Annotated in this window: 1 protein-coding gene and 1 pseudogene; both read left to right on the top strand. The window is 40.6% G+C overall.

Annotated features, from left to right (window positions below):
• Positions 1-24: 24 nt before the first annotated feature.
• Complete coding sequence (locus tag ACYVTD_RS11385; RefSeq protein ID WP_461247889.1) at positions 25-2,025, top strand: methyl-accepting chemotaxis protein; 2,001 nt, start codon at positions 25-27, stop codon at positions 2,023-2,025.
• Positions 2,026-2,156: 131 nt separating this feature from the next.
• Positions 2,157-2,794 (top strand): annotated as a pseudogene (locus tag ACYVTD_RS11380) (methyl-accepting chemotaxis protein); the annotation flags it as partial.

The following is a 2,794-nucleotide window of genomic DNA, read 5'->3' as shown; positions in this document are numbered from 1 at the left end:
GCATATATACGGGCGTTGCGTACAATGGCAAATGTAATGGATGATTATGAAGCCATTCCTGCAAATCAACGCAGAGAAAGGTATGACGATATGCTGCACTCCGCTCTTAGATCAGAACCCAATATGATTGCCATTTATACAATATGGAAACCTAACGCCCTTGACGGAATGGACAGCCGATATATCGGACGCATAGGTTCGAGTCCCACAGGGCAATATGCAATGACTTTCAGCAAGGAAACAGGACAGGTAGTCGCCCGCGCAAGCACGGATATTGCACACACTATGGATTATTTAAATGGTCCCCACGCAAAGAATGATCGTGTGGATAATCCAGAGCCATGGAAAGTAAACGGAAAAGACACATTTGCGTTTAAGATGATGGTTCCAATAATCAATTCCAGAACAGGTGAAGTTGTAGGAGGATTGGGCTGTCTTTTGGCTATTGATGTAATACAAACCGCAGTAGAGGACGTTATAAAAAATAACGATGAAATATCCGCAATGGTAATTTATGCGGGTAACGGAATGATAATGGGGCACTTGATTCCTGAACGTGTTGGAAAAATGCTTATCGATGTAGATACAAGTTTTGGCGAATACATACAGGAAGCTGATAAAGCGGTGCATGAAGGCAAAGAATTTGAGTGCAGAACCTTTTCCAACGCTCTTAACTCATATACAAGGCTTAAAACTATGCCTTTCCAAATAAGCAACTCGGATCAAATTTGGTCAATAATGATTGTAGCTACCGAAAAACATATTTTAAAAGAAGTAGAAGTAATTACCGAATTTACAATTATTCTTGCGGTTATAGCCATTATAGCGGCTGCAATAATTGTGTTCTCCGTCCTGAACAAGGTAATCCACCCAATTGTAATGGTTGCAGACCAACTTAAAGACATTGCAGAAGGCGAAGGTGATTTAACTCATGCTATCCCGATACATTCAGACGACGAAGTAGGCGATCTTGCCCTTTACTTTAACGAAACGCTGGATAAAATAAAAAAACTTGTCGTAAACGTTAAAGGAGAGGGACATACGTTATCTGACATTGGAACTGATCTGGCGGCAAACATGAACGAGACCGCCGCCGCAGTAAACGAGATTAACGCCAATATTCAGAGCATTAAAAGCCGTATCTTAAACCAGAGCGCCAGCGTAAGCGAAACCCACGCAACAATGGAACAGCTTACGGTAAACATTCATAATCTTAACGACCACGTTGAAAATCAGAGCACCCATATCGCCCAAGCGTCGTCCGCTATTGAAGAAATGATGGCGAATATTAATTCAGTTACGGGAACGCTTGTTAATAACGCTACTAATGTTAATACATTAAGAGAATCTTCCGAAGTTGGAAGAAACGGCTTGCAAGAAGTGGCTACGGACATTCAGGAAATCGCCCGTGAGTCAGAGGGATTGTTAGAAATTAACTCGGTAATGGAAAACATCGCAAGCCAGACTAACTTACTTTCCATGAACGCCGCTATTGAAGCCGCTCACGCGGGGGAAGCGGGCAAGGGTTTTGCCGTAGTCGCCGATGAGATTCGTAAATTAGCTGAAAGTTCCAGCGAACAATCCAAGACGATAGGCAATGTTTTAAAGAAGATAAAAGAGTCTATAGATAAAATAACAAAATCGACAGAAAACGTACTTGCCAAATTCGAGGCGATTGACACAAGCGTTAAAACAGTAGCGACTCAGGAAGAAAGTATCCGTAACTCAATGGAGGAACAGACTGCTGGAAGCAAACAGGTGCTTGAAGGCATAAGCGAAGTAAACCAAATAACACGGAAAGTAAAAGACGCGTCCCAGGAAATGCTTGATGGGGCGAAAGAAGTAATACAGGAAAGCAGTAATCTTGAAAAATCGACTCAGGAAATAACCGGCGGTATGCAAGAAATGGCAACCGGAGCGGAGCATATTAACTTGGCGGTAAACCATGTAAATGGTATAAGCGGTAAAAACCGCGAAGCTATAGACGATTTAATGCGGGAAGTATCGCGGTTCAAGGTAGAATAAGTAAATGTAAAAAATTTACATTTTTGCCTAAAAATATACAAATTCGGCATAGTATGCCATTATTATATGTTTTCATCTATACTCTTTTATCAAAAATTATGTTATTATTAAGGCATTAAGGAAGACATATAATGAAAGAAAAACAAACACAGGGGCGTAGAGTTTCGATAAAGGGCAGGTTTATCGCCTTTTCCGCCATTATGTTTTTAGTTATTTTTATAGGCGGAAGCGCGGCTTTCGCTTTTACAATGTGGCAGCTTCTTCATACTAGCGCGGGAAATGAACTGTCGCAGGCGATGGAGCTTGAAAGGGCAAAACTTGAGTCGTCGGTTAACAGCGAAATCGCCATTGCTATTAAAATGGCGACTTCTCCCCTAATACAGCGCCACTTTCTTAATCCCACTGACAGGGACTTAAAAAGAATCGCCTTTGATGAAATTAACGGATATTGCCGGGCTTTCAAAAGCAACTCGGCTTTCTGGTCAAGCAATATTGATAAAGAATTTTACTTTGACGAAAATAATCATTATAGAGTTGATACTGAAAATCCCGATAACTATTGGTACAAAATGACTCTGTATGAAACAGAAAAATATAATTTTAACATCAACTACAACCCGGAAATACAAAAGACTTTGTTGTTTATCAACGCTCCTGTTTTTGACTCTAGGCATACGCCCATAGGTCTTGTTGGAACAGGCATAGATCTTACGGAATTTATAGATAACATATACAAGAATTATAAAGGCAAGGCTGAATTATACATCTT

This window comes from Treponema sp. R6D11 (assembly GCF_054786075.1).
Note: the sequence above shows the minus strand (reverse complement) of the source record. Positions and strands in the feature narration are given on the sequence as shown.

Bases quoted from the DNA above. Each gene is read 5' to 3' on its own strand.
- ACYVTD_RS11385 (WP_461247889.1), top strand. From the start codon at position 25: ATGGCAAATGTAATGGATGATTATGAAGCCATTCCTGCAAATCAACGC.